This is a genomic window from Pleomorphovibrio marinus (assembly GCF_003347495.1).
Lineage (GTDB): Bacteria > Bacteroidota > Bacteroidia > Cytophagales > Cyclobacteriaceae > Pleomorphovibrio > Pleomorphovibrio marinus.
In genome coordinates, this window is sequence record NZ_QCXY01000008.1 from 130,059 (window position 1) to 152,979 (window position 22,921).

Consider the following 22,921-nt stretch of genomic DNA (forward strand, 5'->3'; position numbering starts at 1 on the left):
TGGTCATTTATTTATTGCTGAAGTCGAAGAGTTTTCTCTTTTCCTCTTTAGTGAGGTTGTCATAGCCCTTTTCCGCAATCTTGTCCAGAATCTTATCTATTTCTTCTTGGGTACTTACTGTAGCGTTATTGCCAGCACTTGGTTTCGAACCTGTTTTGCCTTGGGCGGGGTTTGGAGATGAGCTGCCTCTTCTATACGTAACCTTTACTTTTGGCTTATTCGTAAAAAGGTTTTCAAAAAACCTGCCAACAGCCTGAACCGGGGTGCCCAAATCCCTGCCTTTTCCCAATTGTAAAATATAGAAGTACCCCAATGCTGCACCCCCGAGATGGGCGAGTTCTCCACCTGCATTACTTCCCGCAGAGTTGGCGAAAGCTACCAGCACATAAAATATGGCGATGTACTTTATCTTAACCGGCCCTAACAAAATCAACCTGAATTCGGTCTCTGGTCGTAGGGTTGCGGCAGCTACCACTACGGCATATACACCGGCACTTGCCCCAAGCATCAATGCGCCTTCTACCCTGTCACTAAAAAGTGGGGCAATGTTATAGATCAGCATATACAGGAAGCCACCCGCTACCCCACCGAGTATATAAAGGTTGACCAGCTTTTTGCTGCCGAGGAAATCGTTGAGCAAAATACCGAACCAATATAAAAACAACATATTGAAAAGAATATGGAAGAAACCTTCATGTAGAAACATATAGGTGAAGAGGGTCCAGGGCTGACTCAAAAAGTAGGGTATGGAGGCAGGCATCATCAGGTAGGACATCATGGCCTTATAAAATTCCCCTGCCCCACCCAAGGTGAGGAAAACCCGAAGTACCATTAAGCCAAGATAAACAATAAGGTTTATGGCTAATATTTTATACAAGCCATTGTTCTTATGGTTAAAGGCGTTTTTCAGGTTATACCAAAATCCTCCGTACATAGTCAGTAGAAATTACGTCTGTCTCTTTTCCACATAGTCACCAATACGGCACCAATAGCCAATCCGGCCAGGTGGGCAAAGTGGGCGACATTGTCTGCGGGATTACTTACAAATATATGATATACTGTGTATAGTCCATAAAACAACACGAGGTATTTTGCTTTCACGGGCATGGGCGGAAAAAGCAAGAACAACTGCGTGTTTGGAAACAACATGCCGAAAGCGATCAAAACCCCAAAAAGTGCCCCAGAAGCCCCTACCATGGGGATGTTTAGTTGCCTTTCCTGAATCCTCAGCATATAGCGTTGGGCTTGGTTCCTCAATTCAGCATCATCGGGGTTACGGCTGTATTTGTCGATGAAGTCATAGATACCGGTGTTAAACAGGTGTCTGTTTTCGGAAACAAAACTGCTGAAGGTATCTGGGTTTGGGTCTTCGGAAAAGCGTTCTATTTTTTGGTTTAGAGAGTTCATTTTAACGGCATTGTACCCAGAATAAAGTACACCGGACCCCACTCCACAAACCATCCAAAGGATCAGTATTTTTTTGGGGCCTAAAAATTGTTCCAACAGGGGCCCAAAGATAAATAAACCAAACATGTTGCTGAACAGGTGCCAAAAGTCCGCATGCATAAACATGTAAGTTACAAATTGGAAGGGCATAAAAAACCTGGACTCAATAGCGTATAAAGCGAAAAAGTTGGTGAGTTGGGGCATGAAAAAAGCTGCGATAACATGGATTCCTATGGTGAGGATCAACAAGTTTTTTACCACAGGAGTAAGGGCTCTAAACATAATATCGGTTTTTATGAATGATTGAAAAAACTGTCTATCTTATTAATATCCAATTGGACGAAGGTTTTGTTCCCAGTTGGGCTGTAATTTGGGTTTTGACAGGCAAACAATTGGCCTACCAAACTCTCCATTTCTCCCTGACTCAGCTTTACCCCCTTTTTAATGGAAGATCTTTTGGCCAGGGAGCGTGCAAGGTTTTCCCTTTTATCCAGGGAGAGCTCGGACTTAAAGTGCTTAAACTGATCCAAAAGTCCCTCAAACAAGGCTTTTTCGTTCGTTATTGTAATATCGGCAGGCACCCCATTAATAACCACTGTCTGCTGCCCAAACACACTTACCAAGAAGCCTAAGCTAGACAATTCCTCTTTCAGGTCCATGAACAATGTGAAATCCGAAGGGCTAAGCCCAATTTGCTGAGGGAATAAACACTGCTGAGAACTTCCTTTTGATTGGTTGAGCTGCCGCTGATACCGTTCGTACAATACTCGCTCATGCAAGGCCTGTTGGTCAAAGATAAGCAAGCCCGAGGACATTTGTGTGACTATGTAACGGGATTCTATTTGAAATGTGGTCCCACCACCGGGACTTTCCTTGTGGGCAACACCAGTAGGATCTTGCGCATTGGCCTTACTTTCAAAGGTTAAGGTTTCCTTGGCAGCTGCTTCTCTTTCTGCCAACATTTCCTCCTCTGAAGGTAGCCTTTCATCTCCCGGTTTTCCTTCGAAAAGCCTCTCCCATCCTGAAATATCTTTTTTTGTAAAGGCGGGGCTGTTGTAGGTCTTGTAGGAGTTTTCTGCCTGGACGTCCTGTTTTTTGGATTCATCTTTCCTCCAGTTGTCGGTAAAGTTAACATCCAGACTAAAATCAAGCGTAGGGACAATATGATGTGCGCCGAGCGCTTGTTTTACGGATGACCTTAGCAGGCCATATACTGTCCGCTCATCGTCAAATTTAATTTCTGTCTTGGTGGGATGTACATTTATATCAATATGTTTGGGATCAATTTCCAGAAACAACACATAAAAAGGATGCTGATCCTGAGCCATAAGCCCCTGATAGGCACTGCTGACCGCATGGTGCAGGTAGTTACTTTTAATATACCTGTTATTGACAAAGAAATACTGTTCCCCCCTGGTTTTTTTAGAGGTTTCTGGTTTGCCTATATACCCCTTGATTCTAATAAGAGGGGTATCCTCCTGACATACCATCAGTTGTTCCTTGTAAGGATTTCCAAAGATTCCGATTATCCTTTTGCTCAACTTTCCCGGCTGCAGGTTGAAAAGCTGCATATCATTTTGATACAAGGAAAAGCTTATTTCCGGATAGGCCAATGCCACCCGCTGGAATTCTTCTACAAGGTGACGCATTTCCACTGGGTTGGACTTAAGAAAGTTGCGGCGGGCGGGTACATTGAAAAATAGATTTTTTACCGCAATGGATGTCCCATCCTGACAGGCCAAAGGCTCCTGTTTTTTCACCTCAGACCCATCTATGCATATCAGGGTTCCGAGTTCGTCTCCCGCGCGTTTTGTCCTCATCTCCACCTGGGCCACTGCCGCTATGGAAGCAAGGGCTTCCCCTCTGAACCCGAAGGTCCGGATGCTAAACAGGTCATCTGATTTTTTTATTTTGGATGTGGCGTGCCGTTCAAATGACATTCTCGCGTCAGTAACAGACATGCCAAGGCCATCATCCACCACTTGGATAAGGGCCTTACCAGCGTCTTTCACCACTACGTTTATTTGCGTGCAATTCGCATCTATGGCATTTTCCAGCAATTCTTTGAGCACTGAAGCAGGTCTTTGCACCACCTCCCCGGCGGCAATCTGATTAGCAATGGCATCGGGAAGGAGCTGAATTAGGTCATTCATCATTTGCCGATTGATTTAAGCCTGAAAAGGCCTACCAAAAGGGCAATTCCACCCCCTAGGTATAAAAAATAATAAAGGATATCCGGGCCTATATAAATGTACCCCCCAAAACCACCTATCAAAATAAGGAGAATAAGCAAACGCATTAAGCCGGCACTTTCAAAAATGTTTGAAGGCTTCCGCTTGATAGGGCTACCTTTGGTGAAAGCACCCCTAATAGATGACCCGTAGGATGGGAGGTTCCCCTCTCTTCCATTGCCTTCCGGGTTAATGATACCCTGTTCTTCCAATTCTCTTTTTATCCGAGATGTTCGCTCTTGGATTTCTTCTTTTACTGGGTCATAATGACGCGGTGTAATGTTAAACTTAGCGGGTCTATTTACTCTGAATATGGATGGAAATTTCATAATTTAATCACAATTTTTCATACGCCTGCCCACATCGGGTTGTGGCATTGCCCATTCCTCTCAAGGGTCAGTTCCGCGGGCAAAAGGTTAACCAAACTGTACTTTTACGAGATATTTTCGTTTAACTTTTAGCCTTGGTGCTAGAAATTACGTTATTAATATAAAATTGCTTCTGTTTATAAATTTTTTGTAGGTTGAAGCAATCATTTTGTGTACGTTTGGACAAGGCAGATTGCTAATTACAAATTTAAACTTAAAATAGGTCAGATAAAATTTTAACGCTTACATGTGTCAAAAAGTTTGTATGGTTTTTTTAACCTTGGTGAGTTGTCTAACTATTGGTTGGACAGTGACGGTAGCTGGTTTTAATCCTCCGGATCCCCTTTTAAGCCTAGATCAAAGTGCGCAGCAACATTGGGTGGATTCCGTTTTTAACAGCATGAGTTTTGAGGAGAGGCTAGGTCAATTGTTTATGGTTGCAGCCTATTCCAACAGGGATCATCGGCATAGGGAAGAAATTTCTCGTTTGGTGAAAGAGGAGAAGTTGGGGGGACTGATATTTTTTCAGGGAGGACCTGTGAGGCAGGCCCACTTAGTCAATCATTATCAATCCCTTTCCCAAGTACCACTCTTTTTGGCCATGGACGCGGAGTGGGGGCCAGGCATGCGATTGGATAGTGTATTGCAGTTCCCAAAGCAGATGACATTGGGGGCAGGAGGCAATGATAGGCTAGTCTATGAGATGGGAAAAGAGATTGCACGGCAATTCAAAGAGATGGGCATGCATATCAACTTTGCCCCAGTGGTGGACGTAAATTCTAACCCGGACAACCCAGTTATAGGTTACAGGGCTTTTGGGGAAGAAAAGAAGTTGGTCAGCCGTAAATCCATGGCCTACATGCGGGGGATGCAGGATCATGGCATAATGGCTAATGCCAAACATTTTCCGGGGCATGGTGACACCAACCTCGACTCACATTATACCACTCCCGTTATCCATAATTCCAGGGAATACATACATGACATAGATCTCTACCCTTATCGGGAGCTCATCGACAATGGGCTGATGAGCGTGATGGTGGCACACCTGCATGTGCCGAGCCTAGGGAGTGAGGCCAGGCAGCCTACCACCTTGTCTCCAAAGGTGGTTACGGAGCTATTAAAAGATGACCTTGGGTTTAAAGGGCTTATTTTTACAGACGCCTTGAATATGAAAGGCGTGAGTAACTTGTACCCGCCGGGAGAAGTGGATCTTATGGCTTTAAAAGCGGGCAATGATGTACTCCTTTATGCCGAGGATGTACCCAAATCCAAGGCCTTGATCATGAAAGCAGTTGGAAGTGGGGAGATTTCTGAAGATGAAATAGACCTTAGGGTGAGAAAAATCCTTGCTGCCAAATATTGGGCTGGGTTGCACCGCAAAACGAAAGTGAACCCCGATAAGCTGGTGGAAAGGGTCAGCAATTTTGGCACAAAGGCCCTCATTGAGCAGCTATATGCCAACAGCATTACCGTGGTGAAAAATGCAGAAAGTATAGTTCCAATAAGGAACCTTGACCTAAGAAATATGGCCTCAGTGTCCTTGGGTAGTCGAGGGGAAGTGTTTAAGGAACATTTGGACAAATACGGGAAGTTCACCCATTACACCATGAGGGGTGCTAGTGGCCCGGCCAATTATAAAGCCATGGAGGAAAACCTCAAGTCCTACAATACCATTGTGGTAGGGGTTATGGGCATGAGTAACAATCCCAAAAGGAACTTTGGTGTCCAAGCATCAGATCTGGAATTTATAAAAAGACTGAACGAAAAACATAACGTCATAACCGTGGTGTTTGGAAATGCATATGGCGCAGGTTTGTTCCAGGACTTGCCGAATTTGGTGTTGGCTTATGAAGAGAATGATTTTACGGAGAAACTGGTGCCTCAAGTACTTTTTGGTGCCAGGCCTGCAACAGGCACCTTGCCAGTAACCATAGGGGAAAAATTACTGATAGGGTCTGGGGAACAGCTTTCTTCGGTGGGTAGGTTGGCATACAGCACACCCGAAAACCAAGGGATGGATAGCAGAAGGCTGATGGAGATAGATCACCTTATGGAAAATGCGATAAGGAAAAAAGCCACTCCTGGAGGTACTGTTTTGGTGGCAAAAAATGGACATGTGGTATTTGAGAAAAGTTACGGTCATGTGGATTACGAAAAGAGCAATCCTGTAACCCCTAAGACACTGTTTGACCTGGCATCGCTCACGAAGGTACTTTCTACCACACAAATGATGATGTTCCTGCATGGCCGGGGGCTAATAGAAATGGACCGTCCTATTGGGGACTACCTTCATGAGCTTCAGGGAACCAATAAGTCCCATCTAAAGCTAGGGGATATCATGACCCATGAAGCGGGTTTAGTAGGATGGATACCCCACTATTCATTGACAATGATGGGCAAGGAATGGAAGCCCGGTTTCTACAATACCGAAAAATCGGAAGAATTCCCCTATCCAATAGCGGACGGAATTTGGGGAAAACGTTCGTTGCCGGACAGTGTGTGGCATTGGACTTTGCAATCCGACCTGAGAAGAACAGGAAAATTGGGCAATAGTTACACCTATCTCTATTCTGATGTCGGGATGTATTTGTTGCATAGGATGATAGAAACAATGATCGGCCAGCCTATAAATGAATTTATGCGGCAGAACTTCTATGAACCTTTGGGATTAAATCGGATGGGATATTTGCCTTTAGAGAGGTTTGACAAGGCACAAATTGCACCTACGGAGGTAGACCGGATTTTCAGAAGAACCTTAGTGCATGGCCACGTTCATGACCCTGGTGCGGCATTGTATGGGGGAGTTGCGGGGCATGCTGGCCTGTTTGGAACAGCACATGATGTTGCTGTAATTATGCAAATGATGCTTCAAGAAGGCGATTACGGGGGCTTGCAACTTTTGGAAGAAGAGACGGTTTCCGCCTTTACCGAAAAAAAATCACTTCACAGCAGAAGGGGCTGGGGCTGGGATAAGCCTGAGCCTGATGTGGAGAAACGAGGAGCGGTGGGTAAATTGGCTTCAAAGAATACCTTTGGGCATACTGGGTTTACCGGAACTGCCGCTTGGGCAGATCCTGATCAAGGTTTGGTATATGTTTTTTTAAGTAACAGAGTTTATCCCGATGCCTCTAATAACCTGATAAACAAGGATAAACTTCGTGGAGCCATTCATGATGTGATATATAGATCCATCTCCCAGCCCTTACTTTTGGCAAATAAGTGAACAAATACTGGTGCAAAATGTGTTAACCCAACTATCCATATAATACTAAACTAAATGAAAATCGGGATTGTTTGTTACCCTACCTTTGGAGGTAGTGGTGTGGTAGCTACTGAATTAGGCAAGGCATTATCCAAGCAAGGTCATCATATCCACTTTATTACCTATAGCCAGCCCACCCGATTGGATTTTCTTAGTCCCAACCTGTTTTATCATGAGGTGGATATTAAGAGTTATCCATTATTTGAGCATGCACCTTACGAGCTCGCACTTGCCAGTAAGATGGTCAATGTGGTAAAATATGAAAAATTGGATCTTTTGCATGTACATTATGCTATTCCCCATGCCAGTGCGGCATACATGGCTAAACAAATACTTAAGGATCAGGGTATCCATATTCCCGTTGTGACCACCCTCCATGGTACGGATATTACATTGGTAGGGAAGGATCCTAGCTATGAGCCTGTGGTTACCTTTAGTATAAACCACTCTGATGGGGTCACTGCTGTATCTGAGGATCTTAAAAAGGACACTCTCCAGCATTTTCAGGTTCGCAAACACATTGAGGTAATTCCCAATTTCATAGATCTCAATAGGTTTAAAAGACAAAGAAAGGAACATTTCAAGAAGGCAATTTGTCCCAACGATGAAAAGTTGATCGTTCATACCTCCAATTTCCGAAAGGTAAAAAGGGTAGGAGACGTGATCCGGGTTTTTCATGAGGTGAGAAAAGTCATTCCTGTTAAGCTCCTATTGGTAGGTGATGGTCCGGAACGGGATAGGATGGAAAGGCTTTGTCGGGAGTTGGGTACATGTGAAGATGTGAGGTTTTTGGGCAAGCTGGATGCTGTGGAGGAGGTATTATCGGTTGCAGATCTGTTTTTGATGCCTTCCGAAAAGGAAAGCTTTGGTCTTGCAGCCCTGGAGGCTATGGCCTGCGAGGTTCCCTTGCTAAGTTCCGATGCAGGGGGAATACCTGAACTCAACGTGAACGGGTTTTCTGGTTTTGTGTGTAAGGTAGGAGACATCGATGCTATGTCAAATAGGGCGTTGGAAATACTGGATGACGATAATTTGCCTACTTTTAAAAAGAATGCTTTAGAAAGAGCAAAGGATTTTGATGTCACAAGGGTACTTCCATTGTATGAGGATTTTTACCAAAAAACCATAGAGAATTCCATCCTTACCTTGAGTAAATGACAAAAATCATCCTTTTATTTTTGGTTTTTTGAAACCCCACTTGGGCATTCCTACGTTTCAAGTTAAAGAATTTCAACCTTAAGAAATTGTTTTTAAAATGGAGGTATAGTTATTGTATATTAATTTCTTAATGGTTATTGTTTAAGTAGTGAATGTTTTAAAACGCTTACAAAATGAAAAAAATTGGAAGACTGGATAGGCCAGACAACAACGGTACGGCAAAGATGTTTGCCAACCCTACTTTGGAGAGAATCAGCCGAACTCATATCAGTATCCCAATCGCCATGTTTTTAGGCGTCAGTGCCTATTCACTTTATTTTGGGATATCTTCCACTCCTACAAGTTTTGGCCATGCATTTATGCTGATCATAAGTGGGTTCTTTACGTTTACCTTCGTGGAGTACTTTATGCACAGGTACTTGTATCACATGGTACCTGACACCAAATGGAAAGACAAGCTACAATACTCTCTTCATGGTGTGCACCACGATTATCCCAAAGACAAGGACAGGCTTGCCCTTCCTCCGTTCATTACGGGTCTTTACGCAGCAATCTTATTTTCCATGTTTTACCTTATGATGGGGGACTTTTCCTATTATTTCTTGCCAGGTTTTTTGGCGGGCTATACCATGTATCTAGGCGTACACTATATCGTTCATGCCTATCAGCCCCCTAAGAATTTCCTGAAGATTCTATGGGTTCACCATGCCATACATCATTATAAAGACCCAGATGTTGCTTTCGGGGTGAGTACCCCCATATGGGATTATGTGTTTGGTACCATGCCAAAAAAAGGTTAATGGAAAAGGGCTGAGGTTTTCAGCCCTTTTTTATAAGGTTATAATAGGATGTACTGGCGAATTGCCTAAGTTGTGATCGAGATCTAACCCTTTTATCAGGCGTATGAAGGTAGTCGGGTTATATCGGATTCCCCTAAATTCATAACAAAGCTTCCAAATTAAAACGTATGCAAATTTCAATAATAGGCCTTGGGTGGATTGGTAAACCTCTTGCCGCAGCCTTACAAGCAAAGGGTCATCAGGTCATCGGAAGTACCACCTCCAAAGAAAAGTTGTCTGCGTTATGCGTGGAAGGGTTTGACACTAGGCTTTTTCGGTTGGACCCCAAGCCCGGAGGTGCAGGTTTTGAAGATCTATTTAATGCGGACATCCTCTATATCAACATACCTCCTTCCAGGAGACATCACCCGGATTCTTACCACCCAGAACAAATTGCCTATTTAAAACAATTGGCAGAAAATGCCAATGTAGGGAAAATTATATATGTAAGTGCGACTTCCGTTTACCCCAGCCAAAACCAAGTAGCCAGGGAGGATGATCCCTTGGACGAAAATACTACTGAAAACCCAGCTCTCTTCAACGCCGAACAATTATTGTGGCAAAATAAGTCCTATGGGCTTACCGTTGTGAGGTTTGGCGGGTTATTAGGAGACAATCGGGTGCCAGGCAAGTACTTTGCAGGCAAGGAACGAGTGCCTGGCCATCCTCCTGTAAACTATGTTTATAGAGAGGATGCGGTGAGAGCCATCCAATGGATCATAGAAAAGGGGCTTTGGAACAAAACTTTTAATGTAGTGGCTCCCCAGCATCCAAAAAAACGACAGGTTTATGAATCCAATGCCCGGCAATTAGGTTTTGCTTTGCCTAATAGTTACGAATCACCCGAACACACGACCTGGAAACAAATCAGTGTTGAAAAGTTCCTTTCTACTGGCTTTAACTTCCACTATCCGGATCCTTTGGAGTTTCCTTACGGGGAATAAGTGGTTGTAACCAACAATTATAGGAGAAATTTTGTCCTGTTTGAAAAAAACAGGTGACATTCATCCAAACCTCCTATTAAAATTGTCTCTTAATCCTGTATTCAGATTACAAAGGCACGGTATTACAAAATAATATTCTGTTTCAATAAAATGACCCCTCTGATAATCAGAATATTGCGTATATTCGGATAAGCGGTTTTTAAAAAATAGCATAAAGAACTAATTTTGTTGAGAAGTAAATATTAAACCATGGACAAATATTCCTACATCTCCAATGCCCATGTGGCCTATATAGATGAACTTTACGAAGACTATAAAAAAGACCCGGAAGCAATAGACCCGAGTTGGAAAGCATTTTTTGACGGATTCGATTTTGCGATCACCAAATACGGGGAAGACGAGAAGGGGGGAGCGGTTAATGGCGGCACTGCTTCCAAGGCAGAAGTCAACGGTAACTTAGCCACCAAAGGCACCATTATGGACATGGAGCAATTGCCCAAGGAAATAAAAGTAAGGGCACTGATCCACGCCTATCGTTCCAGGGCACATCTCCGGTCCAAAACAAACCCCGTAAGGGAAAGAAGGGACAGAAAAGCACTTTTAGATCTGGACGATTTTGGGTTGGAAAAATCCGACTTGGACACTGAATTTCAGGCCGGCAACGAGATAGGCATTGGGAATGCCAAATTGAGCAAAATCATTGAATCCCTAAAAAAGATCTATGAGGGTTCCATGGGGTTTGAATATCTGTATATCAGAGAACCCGAAATGCTGGATTGGCTCAGGCAAAAGATAGAAAAGGAAGCCCTGGAGTTTGATCCTCCCTCCGATGACAAGAAGCGCATCCTCTCCAAATTGAACGAGGCAGTGGTTTTTGAAAACTTTTTGCATACCAAATATTTGGGACAAAAAAGGTTCTCCCTGGAAGGCGGGGAAAGTACCATCCCTTTTCTGGATGCACTGATCACTAAAGCAGCGGACTTGGATGCCGAGGAAGTCATGATAGGTATGGCGCATAGGGGTAGGCTGAATGTGCTGGCCAATATCATGGGGAAAACATACGAACAAATTTTTTCCGAGTTTGAGGGTACAGCTAAACCCGACCTGACTATGGGAGATGGTGACGTGAAATACCATATGGGTTTTTCCTCCGAGGTACCCACCTATCATGGTAAGAAAATGATACTTAAGCTGGCTCCCAACCCTTCACACCTGGAAGCAGTGAACCCCATTGTGGAGGGGTTTGTAAGGGCCAAGCTAGACCATCAATATGGAAACGATGTTTCCAAGATGATCCCTATCCTTATTCATGGGGATGCGGCCGTTGCAGGTCAGGGCATTGTGTATGAGGTGACGCAGATGGCCAACCTGAAAGGTTACCATACAGGTGGTACTATTCATTTTGTCATCAACAATCAGGTTGGCTTCACCACGGATTTTGATGATGCCAGGAGTTCTATTTACTGTACAGATGTTGCTAAGATCATAGATGCCCCGGTAATTCATGTCAATGGGGATGATCCGGAAGCGGTGGTCTATGCTGCCAAACTGGCTGTAGAGTTCAGGCAGCGCTACAAGAGGGATATTTTCGTAGACATGGTGTGCTATAGAAGGCATGGCCACAATGAATCCGACGAGCCCAAATTCACCCAACCCGAACTCTACAATGTGATTTCCAAGCACCCCAACCCGAGGGAAATTTATAATAAGAAACTACTGGAAAGGGGTGATGTGGATGCCCAGTTGGCCAAGCAAATGGACAAGGAGTTCAGAAAACTCCTGCAGGACAGGTTGAATATGGTTAAGGAAAAACCCCTTCCCTACAATTTCAGCCCCTTTGAAAAAGCATGGCATGAATTGCGAAGAGCCAATCCCGAGGATTTTGACAAGTCCCCAGATACTGGGATCCCCGAGGAGCACATCAAGAAAGTCGCCGAAGCCCTAACCGTGGTGCCAAAGGGATTTAAACCAATCAAGCAGATTGAGGCTCAGATAAAGCAGAGGAAGGAAATGTTCTTCAATACCAAATCCCTAAACTGGGCTGCGGCAGAATTACTTGCCTATGGTTCTTTGCTATTGGAGGGGAAGACCGTTAGGATTACGGGGCAAGATTGCCAAAGAGGCACATTTTCCCACCGACATGCAGTGGTACACGATGCCACCAGCAACAAGCCCTACTATAGCTTGAATCACTTGAAGGATAATAAAGGCAAATTTTACATTTATAATTCCCTGCTTTCAGAGTATGCTGTATTGGGGTTTGAATATGGCTATGCCATGGCAACTCCTTCTGCACTTACTATATGGGAAGCCCAGTTTGGTGATTTTGCTAATGGTGCACAGGTAATGATAGACCAGTTTATCACCTCCGGGGAATCCAAGTGGCAGAAAATGAATGGCTTGGTAATGTTACTTCCCCACGGGTATGAAGGCCAGGGTCCGGAGCATTCCAACGCCAGGCCTGAGCGATTCTTGCAGCTGTCTGCCGAATACAATGTGGTAGTGGCCAATATCACCGAACCATCCAATTTCTTTCACCTTTTGAGGAGGCAAATGACCTGGGAGTTTAGAAAACCGTGTATCGTGATGTCGCCTAAATCCCTGCTAAGGCACCCCAAGGTGTTTTCTCCGGTAGATGAGTTTACCAAGGGAAACTTTAGGGAAGTGATAACTGATAATCAGGTAGATGCCAAAAAAGTCAAAAGGGTGCTGCTGTGCTCGGGCAAGATTTATTACGAGCTGGCCGAACTTAGGGAAAAGGAGAAGATTAAGGATGTCGCTATTCTACGTGTGGAGCAGCTTCACCCCTTGCCTAAAAAGCAGATTATGGAAGGGGTCCAATCCTTTGGTAAAGACGTGGAGGTACTTTGGGTACAGGAAGAACCCGAGAATATGGGTTATTGGGCATTTATGGTAAGGAATCTTTTTAAGGATATTTCCATGGACGTAGTTGCCAGAAAGCCGAGTGCCTCACCTGCAACGGGGTACAATAAGGTTCATTTGGAGGAACAAAAATCCATTTTAGAAAAGGCTTTAAAAATTAATGCTTAACATTGAAGTTAAATCAGTTAAATCACCTGAATTTTAAAAAATAAGCTTGAACTTTTTAGGTTCAAAAAAAGCAAAAAGGAACATGAGTATAGCAATCAAAGTCCCTGCCGTAGGGGAATCCATTACCGAAGTAACCATAGGCCAGTGGTTTAAAAACGACGGAGACTATGTTGAAATGGACGAGGTCATCTGTGAACTTGAATCCGATAAGGCCACTTTTGAACTTACCGCAGAGGCTTCTGGGGTATTGAGCACAAAAGCCCAGGAGGGAGACACACTTGAAATTGGTGCTGTAATTTGTGAAATAGATACTGAATCCTCTGGCGACTCTTCTGAAAAGTCCAATTCCCCCAAAAAGGAAGCAACCAAAGAAGAGGCACCCTCGGATAATTCCGGCACCTCGGGCAAAAGTACTGGGGAAGTTCATGAAATGGTGGTCCCTACAGTTGGGGAATCTATCACGGAGGTAACACTGGCCACCTGGCTAAAGGAAGACGGTGAGTATGTGGAGCTGGATGAGATTATAGCAGAGGTGGACTCCGACAAGGCCACTTTTGAGCTGCCCGCCGAAGCCAATGGGATCTTGAGACAGGTGGCAGGTGAAGGTGATACCCTTGAAATAGGAGCTTTGATTTGTAAAATAGAGATAACTGAGGGAGGATCCCCTGGCTCACCTGAGAAAGAGGAGGCTTCTGGAGAAAGCGGAAAGGAAAAACCTCCCAGTGATTCAGGTAAAGAAACCTATGCCACTGGTCATGCCTCTCCCGCAGCAGCAAAAATTTTGGCGGAAAAAGGCATAGACGCCAAGGAGGTAAAAGGTACCGGAAAGGATGGCAGGATAACCAAGGAAGATGCAGAAAAAGCAGAGAAAAAGAAAGCCGAACCTGCAGCATCTAAGCCCTCATCCCCCAAAGAGGACAAAGCAGATCAAGCCGCTTCCCCTGCATCTAGCGGAGAAAGAGCTATGAAAAGGGAGAAGATGACCTCTCTGAGGAGAACCATATCCAAGCGCTTGGTGGCGGCCAAAAACGAAACGGCCATGCTTACTACCTTTAACGAAGTAAACATGAAGCCCGTGATGGATTTGAGAAAGCAGTACAAGGATCAGTTCAAGGACAAATACAATGTTAACCTTGGCTTCATGTCCTTTTTCACAAAGGCCGCTTGTGTGGCTTTACAAGAATGGCCGGCAGTAAATGCGCAGATCGATGGCAACGAGATCATATATCATGACTTTTGTGACATCTCCATTGCGGTATCCTCGCCTAAAGGTCTGGTGGTACCTGTAATCCGGAATGCAGAGAAAATGTCCTTTGCGGAAATTGAGCAGGAGGTGGTGCGACTTGCTGTGAAAGCCAGGGATGGAAAACTTACTATAGAGGAAATGACAGGAGGTACCTTTACCTTGACAAATGGTGGCATTTTTGGCTCCATGATGTCCACCCCTATCATCAATGCACCCCAATCTGCAATTTTGGGCATGCACAATATCGTGGAAAGGCCAATGGCTGTTAACGGGGAAGTTAAGATCCTTCCCATGATGTACCTGGCCCTTTCCTATGACCACAGGACCATAGATGGCAGGGAATCTGTGAGCTTTTTGGTAAGAATTAAGCAACTGCTTGAGGATCCTGCTAGGCTGTTAATTGGAATTTGATATATCAATGGGGCTGTTCAAGCGAATGGCCCCAATCCATATAAACCCTATTGATATTTTGTAGGGCAAACCATTCAACCATTAAAAACATGTATGATTTAATTGTTATCGGTTCAGGACCAGGGGGCTATGTTGCTGCCATTCGTGCAGCTCAACTTGGGCTTAAAACCGCTATTATTGAAAAATACCCCACCTTAGGGGGAACTTGCCTTAATGTGGGCTGCATACCCTCTAAGGCACTTTTGGATTCATCTGAGCATTTTCACAACGCCGAGCATACTTTTAAGGGCCACGGTATAGACCTCAAGGGGCTGGCGGTAAATATGAAGCAGATGATCGCCCGCAAGGAGGAAGTGGTGAAGCAAAATGTGGATGGTATCCAATACCTCATGAAAAAGAACAAAATTGATGTATTTCAGGGGCTTGGTTCATTTGTGGACAAAAATACCGTAAAAATAAGCAAAGAAAAGGGCAAGGATGAAGAGATCTCCGGTAAGCATATTATCATCGCCACAGGGTCAAAGCCGGCCACACTGCCTTTTATCAAACTGGATAAAGAAAGGATATTCACATCTACCGAGGCCCTTACACTCAAAGAGGTGCCAAAGCACATGATAGTAATAGGAGGGGGAGTGATAGGCCTAGAACTTGGCTCCGTATTTGCCCGTGTCGGTGCAAAGGTGTCGGTGGTGGAATTTATGGATTCCCTTATTCCCACTATGGATAGAAGCATGGGCAAAGAACTTCAAAAGTCCATGAAGAAGCTGGGGGTGGAGTTTTACCTTAAGCACAAGGTCACTGGGGTGGAGAGAAAAGGTAAGGAAGTAACCGTTACGGCGGATTCACCGAAGGGGGAGAGCATTTCCCTGAAAGGAGATTATGTTTTGGTTTCTATAGGCAGAAGACCCTATACTGAGGGCTTAAATGCCGAGGCCGCAGGAGTGAAAATAAACGACAAGGGGCAGGTAGAGGTAGATGACCACCTACGCACCGATGCTGACAATATTTATGCGATTGGAGATGTAATAAGAGGTGCCATGTTGGCCCATAAAGCGGAAGAAGAAGGGGTATTTGTGGCTGAGCAAATTGTAGGGCAAAAACCCCATGTTAACTACCTACTTATCCCCAATGTGGTGTACACATGGCCGGAGGTGGCTGCAGTAGGATATACGGAGGAACAACTAAAAGAAAAAGGGATTAAATATAAAACCGGAAAATTCCCGTTTATGGCTTCGGGTAGGGCAAGGGCATCAGGAGACTTGGATGGGTTGGTAAAAGTGATGGCAGATGCCGAAACTGACGAAATTTTGGGTGTGCATATGGTGGGGCCAAGGGCCGCAGATATGATAGCAGAAGCCGTGGTAGCCATGGAATTCAGGGCTTCCGCAGAGGATATAGCCCGAATGTCGCATGCCCACCCCACTTATACAGAAGTGTTCAGGGAGGCTTGCTTAGCCGCTACGGATAATAGAGCCCTCCATATGTAGGCTTACTGGAAAGGGGTGTTAATTAGGAATGGGATAATTAGGGATTTTTTAGCAAAATCCCCCAATTCGCAATTCCTAATCCACAACACTTGAGTTTGGAATACCTGCTCCACTAGTTACAGGTAAAAGTGGATATTGGGAGATGAAGCGCTTTGCCACCCTACCTTCAGGTCTTGGGATTAGCCATTTTACAAAAACAACTAGCAATAGTAAAGCGGAAAATGTCTTCAGTTTTGTTTGCTGATTTTTCAACAATAACCTTCCTATATATAAAGTACTTCCACTACCCCAGATAAAAAATGTCTTGGCCCCACTTCCTTGAGGAGGCCAAGACATTCATAACTAAATTAAATGGGTACTCCTTACCAGGGTTTACCAGTTCCCTGAATTACCCATGGTTTTGACCAAGCAGAGTTGGCACCGTCAATTTCGGCAAAATTGGTGATCTCAAGTCTACCCATCGCCGTTTCGGTATTTGCGGCATTAAGGTTTCTCTCATCAATCATATAGTAATACCGAACGGGCAATACTGATCTGATGGCAAAGGGACCGGCTTCCAATTCAGGGTATCCGGTTCTGCGATAGTCAAACCATGCCTCTGCAGCAGCAGTCCAAGATGCGATCCATTTTTGCTCGATAAGTTGTTTCAGGCTGCCGTCAAATGTCACTCGTTCCTCTGCCATGTAATCGGCATATTGATTGTTCAGTCCCCAAGTGGCAAAGGAGGCCTGGATGGCAGTATTGTAGTATTCCTCAGCCGACCCACCTACCGACCATCCTTTCATAGCTGCTTCGGCAAGTATAAAGTAGATCTCACTGGCGGACATAATCCTTGCTCTAAGCAGGGGGCCTGTTGCCTCCCTATAGATGTCATTCAACCAACTCACATGAGGGTTGAAAGATGCTTGATTGGCATCTGGACTCATATTAAACACCTGAGGCCCAGGAATTGCCGGTGGAATACCTACGTAATCCGGGTTTTGGTTGATGTCATTGATGTCAATATTACGTTCCACTAGCACATCAGGGGAGAGCAGTCTTCGGCTGTTTTCTATTCTATCCGTTCCAGGGGGTAGGTTTTCATCCACCACCAGTGGAATCTGGACTGGGTTTGCCCAAACGGCAATTCTGGGGTCATTCTTTTCCCGTAGGGATTCTACCAGGGTGGCGCACATTTTTATCCTTCTGTAGTTACTCTGATTTGCATCAAAGACAGTATTGTTGGGCCATGAAACCGCACTGCTGTTATTGGCAAAACCCATGGATGCATCGTCAGAAGGGCTTAAAATTATGGGATATTGAGAAGGATTGGCCATTATGGCTTCCATTCCCTCTCTAGCAAAGTCCGGCAGCTTGTCTGACAGCCTCATGTAGTATCTCAATTTAAGGGAGTTGGCAAGTTTTCTCCATTTGCTGACATCACCGCCATAATACACATCCACATCGCTGATGGTGCTTGTATATTCCGCTTGGGGTCGGGAGAGAATTTGATTTGCTCTTTCCAGGTCATCCAAAACCCCTCTATAAATGGTTTCCTGCGTGTCAAAAGCTGGGAAGGTAGTTTCCGGGCTCCCTTCCGTACCTAGTAAGGCCATGCTGTAAGGGGCGTCACCCCATAAGTCTGTGATCAACCCAAACATCAGGGATTTCATCACCAAAGACACACCCTGTTGAAGTTCGAAGTTTAGATCTACCGAACGCTGGTACACATACTGGTTATTTCTCAAAATTGCGTAGTATCCCGCCCAACTGTTGTTCCGGTTCCAGTCGTACAAATTATGGCTGCCCGCCCACCCGTCTTTTTGGGTATGCTGCATTACACCAGCAATATTACCATATCCCAAGTCCAAGATAGTCTTTCCTGCCTCCGTAAGTACGGTGGTCAGCACCAAGTTGGGGTTGGTGGTTTCGGTGTCTGCCTGGTTGGGGTTTACGTTCATGTCCAAGAGGTTTTCCTGGCAGGAAGTGGCCATCAAGGCCCCCCATGCTGCTATGAATATTTTTAGTTTCATTTTTCTCATTTTTGTTGTTGAAAACCGTAGGTCAGAAGGTGGCATTTACTCTAAACCCAATAGGCATAACCCAAGGGTTTACATTCCACCTTTCTATGCCCTGTTTAAACTGGGTACCGGCCTGTACTCCTGCTTGGGGTTGAAATGCCATTTCAGGATCCACATTGATTTTGGCGGCGGTCCATAAGATGATATTTCTGCTATAAATAGAGAAGTTCAAATTTTGCATTTTCAGTTGGCTGGACAAGGCAGGCAGATCCATGCCAAAGGAGACTTCCCTAAGCTTGACAAATGAGGCGTCAAAAAGAAAGGCCCTGGTGAATTGCCAGGCAGTACTTCCTGCATATGGTAAAGTAAGGGTTCCACCAGGTTGCCCTACATTTTCACCCAGGTTTTCGGCAAATTCTGTAGGGTTTCCATTTTCGTCAAAGGCAGTGGCATAGACCCCAGGAATAAAGACCCCTCCATAGGGTAAAGTAAAGGGTCCGAAGGTAAATGGATATCCGTTAAAATCCGGGGTAGGGCCACCCACTAGCGGGAAGTTATTGCCATTGATGAGGACCATTTCATCTTGGTTAGCCACCAGATGGTCCCGAAGCTCCCTGCCACTCATTTCTCCGGGATTGATTAACTTATCCAGGAAAATTTGGGACCTGCCGTGTTCTTCCCCCCATCGGTAGGTTTGGGACACAAAGTCACCACCCTGTCTCCAATCAAAGGTGAAATTGAGGTGGAAATTCTTGTAAGAGAAGGAGCTTTGTCCACCAAGGATAAAGTTTGGATTAAAATTTCCGATTTTGTTTCGAGTATTGACGGCGTCTATATCTTGCCATTTACCCGTTTGGTCCAAAATAGGATAGCCAAAATAGGGGGATTCCGTGTCTTGAACAGTTACCACTTGTGCATCGTAGATATCCCCTATTTGATCGCCCACATAAGTCCATGCACCTCCCCTGGCATCCGTCCATAAGGTATAATAAGGAAGGTCATCGGCTAATTCTATTATTCGGGTCCTGTTTCTGGTGAAATTGAAGTTCCAGTCCCACCTGAAATTCCTGTTTTCTACCACAGTAGTTCCCAAGGTCAATTCAATTCCCCTACTTCTCAATAGCCCGGCATTTATGTTTTTCTGCACATAACCGGTGGATGGTGGAAGTCCTACTGGGAAAATCTGGTTTCTGTTATCCATACTGTAATAGGTTCCATTGAACCTTACCTTGCCGTTAAACAGGTGGAGGTCCAGCCCTCCTTCATAGGAGGTGGCAATTTCCGGCTTAAGTTCAGGGTTTAGTAGGGTGTTTGGCAAGGTCAATCGAGGGGTGTTTCCCCAGCTTCCTGCGTTGGACAAGGCAGCGATTAATTGATAGGGCTCCGTGTCATTTCCCACAGAAGCAATACCTCCACGTAGCTTGAACAAACTCACAGAGGTAGGTAGGTCCAACATTTCATTGACCAATAAACTCACCGCGGCGGATGGATAAAAATAGGGGTCAGCATTGGGAAGGGTGCTGGACCAATCGGAACGTGCTGTCAAGTCCACATAAACCATGTCCTTATACGACAAGTTGGCAAGGGCATACAGACTGTTGATTCCTCTTGTGAACCTATTATTGGAATATTCAATATTGTCGGGTGCGATATTCTGCACAGTATAAACCCCAGGGACTATCAAACCTGCTCCTGGGCGGGAACCATTGAAGAGACTTTGTCCTGTCTGGTACCTGATATTACCTCCTGCGGATAAGGTGACACCAAAATTGTTCACATCCTTATTATAGCTAGCCAAAAAGTCTGCATTGCTCTCAAAGCCGTCCAAACTAGTGATTCCATAGGCTCCATTTAAGTCAAGGTTATAACTTCTGGGGATCTTGCTTTCCCTGCTTTCACTATAAGTGTCGATAGCATATCGGGCAAAAAAGCTGAAGGAGGGAGAAATCTGCCAATCTGCTTTAATATTTCCAAAAACCCTGTCCCTGGTAAAACTATTATTCACCTCGTTGGCTAAAAAATAAGGGTTGTTGAGTGTTCTGGATGGAAAGCCATAGTCTGGGGTTCTTTGTTCCAACCCCTCTAGCCCTGGTACCCAGTAGTCCTTGAGGTCAAGAATGTTGATATGAGGTGAGGTTTCATATACCCATTGCAAGGGGTTAGTGCCCCTTTCTCCCGCTGGCCGATTATTGGAGTTGTTTCTACTTACGTCCAGGTTGGTGCTGATGGATAGATTATCAGTAAGTTTCACCATACTGTTGACATTAAGCGTGTTTCTGAAAAGATCTGCATTAGGGATAATTCCCCTGTTTTGCATATTTCCATACGAAATCCTATAATTCATGGAATTAGTACTGTTAGAGATGGAGAAACCATTGGTAGTGGTTATCCCAGTCTGCATGAAGTTTCTTGCATTATTAGGATAGGATACCAACTCTGTCGGGATAGGGTTTCCGTTCTCATTCAAGGGGCTGTTCCATTGTACACCCATATAACCCCTGTCCAACTCCGGCCCGAAAGCAGCGTTGACGTTTTCTTGGATCAATGTCCCAAAAGGATTGGACAAGGGGGTCCCGCTAATGTCAGGAGGAATAGCAGAGAATTGACCAGAACCAAACCTGCTATGCCATTTTAAATATTTAAATGGCACATCAAATACAGTGTTTGAGGTGACGCTGACTGTAAGCCGGTCTACTTTTCCACTTTTTGTGGTGATAAGTACAACCCCGTTGCCGGCACGTGAACCATATAGTGCAGCTGCACTTGGTCCCTTAAGAATGGTAATCTCAGCAATGTCATCGGGGTTCAGGCCTGAAATTGCATTGCCATAATCCACTCTGTTGTCCCTGCCTACCGAGGAAATATTATTAAGCGTGTTGGCAATGGGCACCCCATCCACCACAAAAAGCGGCTGGTTGTCCGAACTTAAGGAAGTGGCCCCTCTTATTACCATGCTTACAGACGACCCAGCACCACCTGTAGTACTAATGGTCGCCCCTGCCACTTTGCCAGACATGGCATTAAGGAAGCTTTCCTGAGCCACACGGGTCATTTCTTCCCCTCCCACCCGTTCTATGGAATAGCCCAAGGAAATCTCCTCCCTCCGGATTCCTAGTGCAGTAACCACTACTTCCCCCAAGGCCTGGTCATCCAATCTCATATCCACGTCAATGACAGATCGGTTACCTACCATTTCTTCCTTAGGGAGGAAACCAATATAAGAGAAAACCAGAACACTTTCCTGGTCCGGAACCTCTATGGTATACACACCATTTGCATCCGTGGCAGTGCCTAATTGAGTTCCTTTAATGATTACGTTTACGCCGGGTATACCCAGATTGTCTTCTTCTGATGAAACCTTTCCAGTGACCCTCCTTCCCTGGGCCCATGCTGGCGTACCTAGATGAGCCAAAAGGATTACAAATAGCAACCCTAATGTCCACCATTTTGATAGTGTAAAATGATTCCCCATACTTTTTTAATTGGTTAAAATTTAGTATATACGTTAGTTAATACTAATGATGAAATAAATCATACTATTATTTCAAAATTTAATTTTTCAATTAATTTAGATAGGGTATAAAATTGTACACAAAAAATAGGAATGTGTGTTTCACTTGTTTGAATTAAATATTACCAAAATGTTATGCAAATATTAATTTGGTGTATAAAAATGGAAAAAATCAATTGGGCCACTAAGTAGAGTCTAAACCTATTTGCTACTATAGCGGAAGGAATTAACCAAGGTCAATTTTATAGGTAGGGATGTTAATTTCTTCGATAAACTCCCCCAAGGCATTTAATTTTAATCCGGTAAGTGCGATGTCCCTATATGCACCTGTATCCACGTTCCAATGGGCTGGAGTTGACCGAAAAGTTGCCTTTCCTTTTAGTTGAGGGGTATGACCGATAACTTGTAGTTTTCCAATGTCTCGAAGTGGCTTTCTGTTCCACAAAACTCCAGCAGGATGATGCGGATCAAATGGGTTGGGGATAAAGGCTATTCCCGCATGGGACACTAAGATTTTTTCATTTTCCCATTTTAGGGGTAAGTTTTTTAGCCAAGGTAGCCAAGATTCAGCAGGTTTTTGGTATTCCTGAAAACTCTTAAGGGTTCCTGTACCACCATTGAGTAACCATATGTCCTCCTTGTCTTTTCCCTCTAGGTAATCAATCATCAATTGTTCATGGTTTCCTCTTAGGAAAATTGCTTCGTTGGGATATTTATCATTTAGCTCCTTGGCGAAATGCAGACAACTAGCTCCGAAATTGCCCCTATCTATCAAGTCACCGACTTGCACCAAGATTTCCTTTTCAGGGTCCCAAGCCTCTATTAGTTTCAAAAAGGAGTGATAACATCCATGTACATCTCCGATCGCGAATAGGTTCTTAGATATTTGATTCATGTTGGTGGGGTTTTCACAATGTGCCTTAAGATTTGTAGATATCGGGAGCTAAATCTGAAGCAATCCCTG

Annotated in this window: 14 protein-coding genes; 7 read left to right on the forward strand and 7 right to left on the reverse strand. The window is 44.5% G+C overall.

Features of this window, described 5'->3' with window-relative positions:
• Positions 1 to 7: 7 nt before the first annotated feature.
• The 4 genes from DB520_RS18535 to DB520_RS18550 are packed head-to-tail and all read right to left on the reverse strand — an operon-like array spanning position 8 to position 4,006.
• Positions 8 to 934, reverse strand: a complete 927-nt coding sequence (locus DB520_RS18535; protein ID WP_114751272.1) for a rhomboid family intramembrane serine protease — start codon at positions 932 to 934, stop codon at positions 8 to 10.
• Positions 935 to 936: 2 nt separating this feature from the next.
• A complete protein-coding gene (locus DB520_RS18540; protein ID WP_114751273.1) occupies positions 937 to 1,728 on the reverse strand; it encodes a rhomboid family intramembrane serine protease in 792 nt (263 codons plus the stop codon).
• An 11-nt stretch (positions 1,729 to 1,739) separates the two neighbouring features.
• Entirely contained in the window at positions 1,740 to 3,599 is a 1,860-nt protein-coding gene (gene mutL / locus DB520_RS18545) for a DNA mismatch repair endonuclease MutL (RefSeq protein WP_114751378.1), read from the reverse strand.
• Positions 3,599 to 4,006, reverse strand: a complete 408-nt coding sequence (locus tag DB520_RS18550) for a hypothetical protein (RefSeq protein ID WP_114751274.1) — start codon at positions 4,004 to 4,006, stop codon at positions 3,599 to 3,601. Before DB520_RS18550 ends, mutL begins: the two co-directional genes overlap by 1 nt.
• Before the next feature lie 304 nt (positions 4,007 to 4,310).
• Between DB520_RS18550 and DB520_RS18555 the strand changes: the two genes are divergently transcribed.
• From DB520_RS18555 to lpdA, 7 genes are all read left to right on the forward strand, one after another.
• Positions 4,311 to 7,271, forward strand: a complete 2,961-nt coding sequence (locus tag DB520_RS18555; protein ID WP_232835057.1) for a glycoside hydrolase family 3 N-terminal domain-containing protein — start codon at positions 4,311 to 4,313, stop codon at positions 7,269 to 7,271.
• A 54-nt stretch (positions 7,272 to 7,325) separates the two neighbouring features.
• On the forward strand, positions 7,326 to 8,468 hold the full coding sequence (gene bshA, locus DB520_RS18560; protein WP_114751276.1) for an N-acetyl-alpha-D-glucosaminyl L-malate synthase BshA: 1,143 nt from the start codon (positions 7,326 to 7,328) through the stop codon (positions 8,466 to 8,468).
• A gap of 173 nt (positions 8,469 to 8,641) precedes the next feature.
• Positions 8,642 to 9,268, forward strand: a complete 627-nt coding sequence (locus DB520_RS18565) for a sterol desaturase family protein (protein ID WP_114751277.1) — start codon at positions 8,642 to 8,644, stop codon at positions 9,266 to 9,268.
• Positions 9,269 to 9,435: 167 nt separating this feature from the next.
• Positions 9,436 to 10,251, forward strand: coding sequence for an NAD(P)-binding domain-containing protein (locus DB520_RS18570; RefSeq protein ID WP_114751278.1), 816 nt, complete (start codon positions 9,436 to 9,438; stop codon positions 10,249 to 10,251).
• A gap of 249 nt (positions 10,252 to 10,500) precedes the next feature.
• A complete protein-coding gene (locus DB520_RS18575; protein WP_114751279.1) occupies positions 10,501 to 13,302 on the forward strand; it encodes a 2-oxoglutarate dehydrogenase E1 component in 2,802 nt (933 codons plus the stop codon).
• Between the two features lie 82 nt (positions 13,303 to 13,384).
• The gene (odhB, locus tag DB520_RS18580) at positions 13,385 to 14,959 is read left to right on the forward strand and encodes a 2-oxoglutarate dehydrogenase complex dihydrolipoyllysine-residue succinyltransferase (protein WP_114751280.1); all 1,575 of its coding nucleotides are present in this window, start codon (positions 13,385 to 13,387) and stop codon (positions 14,957 to 14,959) included.
• A gap of 89 nt (positions 14,960 to 15,048) precedes the next feature.
• The gene (gene lpdA, locus DB520_RS18585; RefSeq protein WP_114751281.1) at positions 15,049 to 16,446 is read left to right on the forward strand and encodes a dihydrolipoyl dehydrogenase; all 1,398 of its coding nucleotides are present in this window, start codon (positions 15,049 to 15,051) and stop codon (positions 16,444 to 16,446) included.
• A gap of 362 nt (positions 16,447 to 16,808) precedes the next feature.
• On the opposite strand, the gene DB520_RS18595 is transcribed toward lpdA, so the two are convergent.
• The 3 genes from DB520_RS18595 to DB520_RS18605 all read right to left on the reverse strand — a co-directional run bounded on the left by DB520_RS18595 (position 16,809) and on the right by DB520_RS18605 (position 22,852).
• Positions 16,809 to 18,458 carry a SusD/RagB family nutrient-binding outer membrane lipoprotein gene (locus DB520_RS18595; protein WP_317047774.1) on the reverse strand — a complete coding sequence of 550 codons (1,650 nt, stop codon included), beginning with the start codon at positions 18,456 to 18,458 and terminating at the stop codon, positions 16,809 to 16,811.
• Positions 18,459 to 18,489: 31 nt separating this feature from the next.
• On the reverse strand, positions 18,490 to 21,918 hold the full coding sequence (locus DB520_RS18600; RefSeq protein ID WP_114751284.1) for a SusC/RagA family TonB-linked outer membrane protein: 3,429 nt from the start codon (positions 21,916 to 21,918) through the stop codon (positions 18,490 to 18,492).
• Positions 21,919 to 22,183: 265 nt separating this feature from the next.
• Entirely contained in the window at positions 22,184 to 22,852 is a 669-nt protein-coding gene (locus DB520_RS18605) for a metallophosphoesterase family protein (protein ID WP_114751285.1), read from the reverse strand.
• Positions 22,853 to 22,921 lie beyond the last annotated feature (69 nt).

What these genes read in the sequence shown, in the direction of transcription:
- mutL (WP_114751378.1), bottom strand. Translation starts at nt 3,599, where the DNA reads ATGAATGACCTAATTCAGCTCCTTCCCGATGCCATTGCTAATCAGATT.
- DB520_RS18605 (WP_114751285.1), bottom strand. Translation starts at nt 22,852, where the DNA reads ATGAATCAAATATCTAAGAACCTATTCGCGATCGGAGATGTACATGGA.
- lpdA (WP_114751281.1), top strand. Translation starts at nt 15,049, where the DNA reads ATGTATGATTTAATTGTTATCGGTTCAGGACCAGGGGGCTATGTTGCT.
- DB520_RS18575 (WP_114751279.1), top strand. Translation starts at nt 10,501, where the DNA reads ATGGACAAATATTCCTACATCTCCAATGCCCATGTGGCCTATATAGAT.
- DB520_RS18550 (WP_114751274.1), bottom strand. Translation starts at nt 4,006, where the DNA reads ATGAAATTTCCATCCATATTCAGAGTAAATAGACCCGCTAAGTTTAAC.
- DB520_RS18535 (WP_114751272.1), bottom strand. Translation starts at nt 934, where the DNA reads ATGTACGGAGGATTTTGGTATAACCTGAAAAACGCCTTTAACCATAAG.
- bshA (WP_114751276.1), top strand. Translation starts at nt 7,326, where the DNA reads ATGAAAATCGGGATTGTTTGTTACCCTACCTTTGGAGGTAGTGGTGTG.
- odhB (WP_114751280.1), top strand. Translation starts at nt 13,385, where the DNA reads ATGAGTATAGCAATCAAAGTCCCTGCCGTAGGGGAATCCATTACCGAA.
- DB520_RS18595 (WP_317047774.1), bottom strand. Translation starts at nt 18,458, where the DNA reads ATGAAACTAAAAATATTCATAGCAGCATGGGGGGCCTTGATGGCCACT.
- DB520_RS18570 (WP_114751278.1), top strand. Translation starts at nt 9,436, where the DNA reads ATGCAAATTTCAATAATAGGCCTTGGGTGGATTGGTAAACCTCTTGCC.
- DB520_RS18600 (WP_114751284.1), bottom strand. Translation starts at nt 21,918, where the DNA reads ATGGGGAATCATTTTACACTATCAAAATGGTGGACATTAGGGTTGCTA.
- DB520_RS18555 (WP_232835057.1), top strand. Translation starts at nt 4,311, where the DNA reads ATGGTTTTTTTAACCTTGGTGAGTTGTCTAACTATTGGTTGGACAGTG.
- DB520_RS18540 (WP_114751273.1), bottom strand. Translation starts at nt 1,728, where the DNA reads ATGTTTAGAGCCCTTACTCCTGTGGTAAAAAACTTGTTGATCCTCACC.
- DB520_RS18565 (WP_114751277.1), top strand. Translation starts at nt 8,642, where the DNA reads ATGAAAAAAATTGGAAGACTGGATAGGCCAGACAACAACGGTACGGCA.